Annotated in this window: 4 protein-coding genes, 1 tRNA gene and 1 pseudogene; 2 read left to right on the top strand and 4 right to left on the bottom strand. The window is 72.2% G+C overall.

Features of this window, described 5'->3' with window-relative positions:
* A partial coding sequence (locus tag AB8Z75_RS33825; protein WP_369208798.1) for an SSI family serine proteinase inhibitor occupies nt 1-320 on the top strand: 320 nt, incomplete at its 5' end.
* A 36-nt stretch (nt 321-356) separates the two neighbouring features.
* Here the strand turns inward: AB8Z75_RS33825 and AB8Z75_RS33830 are convergent.
* Nucleotides 357-836, bottom strand: coding sequence for a DUF6233 domain-containing protein (locus AB8Z75_RS33830; protein ID WP_369208800.1), 480 nt, complete (start codon nt 834-836; stop codon nt 357-359).
* Nucleotides 837-973: 137 nt separating this feature from the next.
* Between AB8Z75_RS33830 and AB8Z75_RS33835 the strand changes: the two genes are divergently transcribed.
* Entirely contained in the window at nt 974-1,195 is a 222-nt protein-coding gene (locus AB8Z75_RS33835; protein ID WP_369208802.1) for a hypothetical protein, read from the top strand.
* Nucleotides 1,196-1,375: 180 nt separating this feature from the next.
* Here AB8Z75_RS33835 and AB8Z75_RS33840 read toward each other — a convergent pair.
* The 3 genes and pseudogenes from AB8Z75_RS33840 to AB8Z75_RS33850 all read right to left on the bottom strand — a co-directional run.
* A tRNA-His gene (locus AB8Z75_RS33840) sits at nt 1,376-1,448 on the bottom strand.
* 133 nt (nt 1,449-1,581) lie between these two features.
* The gene (gene orn / locus AB8Z75_RS33845) at nt 1,582-2,187 is read right to left on the bottom strand and encodes an oligoribonuclease (RefSeq protein ID WP_369208804.1); all 606 of its coding nucleotides are present in this window, start codon (nt 2,185-2,187) and stop codon (nt 1,582-1,584) included.
* 28 nt (nt 2,188-2,215) lie between these two features.
* A pseudogene (locus tag AB8Z75_RS33850) lies at nt 2,216-2,595 on the bottom strand (AraC family transcriptional regulator); the annotation flags it as partial.

A 2,595-nucleotide genomic window follows, 5' to 3' on the forward strand; every position in this document is an offset into this window, starting at 1 on the left:
CCGGCCGGTTCACCCTCACCTTGCACGCCGGGGTGTCCGCGTCGGGCCGGGTGCTGGCCCGTGCGACGCTGAACTGTTTCCCCTCGTCCGGCAGCACCCACCCGCGCCCCGCACAGGCATGCGAGACCCTTTCCCGGGTGCGGGGCGACGTCGCCGCGGTGCGCCCGCACAACCGGCCCTGCCCCATGGTCTCCCGCCCCGTCACCGCGGTGGCCGAGGGCACCTGGCGCGGGGTGCCCCGCGGGTTCGCGCACACCTATCCCAACCGGTGTGCCGCCGAGGCGGGAAGTGCCGGTGTGTTCGCTCTCGCCCCGGGGTGACGACGGTGATGCCGGTGATGCCGGTGACGCCCAGGCTCAGCGGGACGGGCGCAGCGCACGGTCCGGGCGGCAGACGTCGCACACCCGTGCGTCCTCGCCGTCGGCCAGCAGTTCCACCGCCTCCCGCGCGGTGACCCGCCGGGTGAGCCACCCGTCCCTGGCCTGCCAGCAGTCGCGGCGGTGCACACACCACCACGGTCCCTCCTGGCCCACTCCCCGTACGCGGACCGCCACCCACTGGCGGCCGGCCACCGCGCCGGCCGTCGGCAGCGCCGCGTAGTTCTCGCCGGGGAGGGGAGTGATGCTCTCGGCCGCGACGACGATCGCGGTCGGCGCGCTGCCCGGCTCGACGCGTCCGTCGGGGTGCTGGTAGCGGCTGGGCAGGATCGCCTCGCACTCGTACCACCAGTGCCCGTCGGGGGTGCGGGAGCGGCCGGTGACGATGACGTCGAGCTCCTGTCCGTCGGGCATCCGGGCCCGCGCCCACGGCCCTGCCAGGTCACTCCACTCACTCACGTACCGAATATTAGTTCGAATGCGGGGAAGGCTGCGCCGTCCGGGTTCAATCCGCGGCGACGTTTTCGTGTTGTACCAAAAAGTGACACTTCGGCAGCCATCGTGGTGCTTCGTCCAACCAACCCTTGGAGGTTCCCATGCGTATGCGTACGCTCGTGCGCTCCGTCGCCGTCGGCTTCGCCGTACTCGGCCTGGCCGGTGCGGGCGCGGGTTCCGCTGCCGCCTGGCCGAAGGGGCACCAGTACAACTCGGTGCACGAGTCGGTCAGCAAGGAGTGGAAGAAGATCCACGTCTCCGACGACGACCACATCATGAGCGACTCGGTCGTCTTCGTCTTCGGCCCGATGCAGAACGACTGAGCCGAACGACCCGTAACGGCAGACACCGAGCTCTGCCCGCCCGTCAGCGCCGCGTTCCCGTCTCCCGGCAGGGAGGCCGGGAACGCGGTGTTTTCCGTACCCGGGAGACCGTGAGCGACCTCATGGCACGAACGAGCGAGGCCCCCACCGGACTTACCGGAGAGGGCCTCGCTCTGTGAGGGTGATCGACGGGACTTGAACCCGCGACATCCTGGACCACAACCAGGTGCTCTACCAACTGAGCTACGACCACCACGTCCGGTGCGGGAGAGGATCTTTCCCTGACCGGCCGCTACGAGTGTACAGGGTTCGGGCGTGTGCTCGCGCACGGGTTTCGGGCGGGGCCCGAGGGGGACCCCCACCCGGCCGGAGCGGCGCCCGCCCCGTCAGTGCGCCGGGGGCAGCACATGCTGGGCGGCGATCTTCTTCGCCGTCTCCGAGTCGGGCCCCGGATGCGGGACGAACACGGCCTCCCGGTAGTACCGCAGCTCGGCGATCGACTCGCGGATGTCGGCCAGCGCCCGGTGGTTGCCGTTCTTCTCCGGGCTGTTGTAGTAGGCCCGCGGGTACCAGCGGCGGGCCAGCTCCTTGACCGAGGAGACATCCACGATGCGGTAGTGCAGGTGGCCCTCCAGGGCCGGCATGTCCCTGGCGAGGAAGCCGCGGTCGGTGCCGACCGTGTTCCCGCACAGCGGTGCCTTCCCGGCGTCCGGAACCCACTCGCGCAGATACGCCAGCACCTGGGCCTCCGCGTCGGCCAGCGTCGTGCCGCCGTCCAGCTCCGCCAGCAGGCCGGAGGTGGTGTGCATCTGGCGCACCACCTCCGGCATCGCCTCGAGAGCGGAGGCGGGCGGGCGGATCACGATGTCCACGCCGTCCCCGAGTACGTTCAGCTCCGAGTCGGTCACCAGCGCGGCCACCTCGATGAGCGCGTCATCGGACAGCGAGAGGCCGGTCATCTCGCAGTCGATCCACACCATGCGATCGTTCATGCGCTTCACACTACGTGACCCGCCCCGCTCAGCCCGCGCCCCGGCCACGCTGGCCCGGGACCCGCGGGGCGAACGCGTCCGAGTCCGGTTTGCCCTGCTCGGACCGGCCGTCCCGCACGCTCCGGTACTCGCGCACCCCCTGGCGCCCGCCGTGTGCCGCGGCCGGGCCGTTCGCCGGGGCGTTCGTCGGGCCGTTCGCCGGGGCGCCCGTCTGCCCGGCGACCGCCCCCGGCTCACCGCCCGCCTCCTGACCGCTCCCGTAGCCCTGCCCGTGTCCGTATCCGGCTGCCCCGTGCCCGTATCCGGCTGAGGGGTGCGGCGCCTGTACGGCCTGACCGGACTGCGCGGCCTGACCGGACTGCCCGCCCGGGCCCGGGTACCCCGCGCCGGCGTGGACCGCCCCGGGGC

Source organism: Streptomyces sp. PU-14G, from assembly GCF_041028275.1.
In the GTDB taxonomy this organism is placed as follows: Bacteria; Actinomycetota; Actinomycetes; order Streptomycetales; family Streptomycetaceae; genus Streptomyces.

Bases quoted from the DNA above. Each gene is read 5' to 3' on its own strand.
- AB8Z75_RS33835 (WP_369208802.1), top strand. From the start codon at position 974: ATGCGTATGCGTACGCTCGTGCGCTCCGTCGCCGTCGGCTTCGCCGTA.
- orn (WP_369208804.1), bottom strand. From the start codon at position 2,187: ATGAACGATCGCATGGTGTGGATCGACTGCGAGATGACCGGCCTCTCG.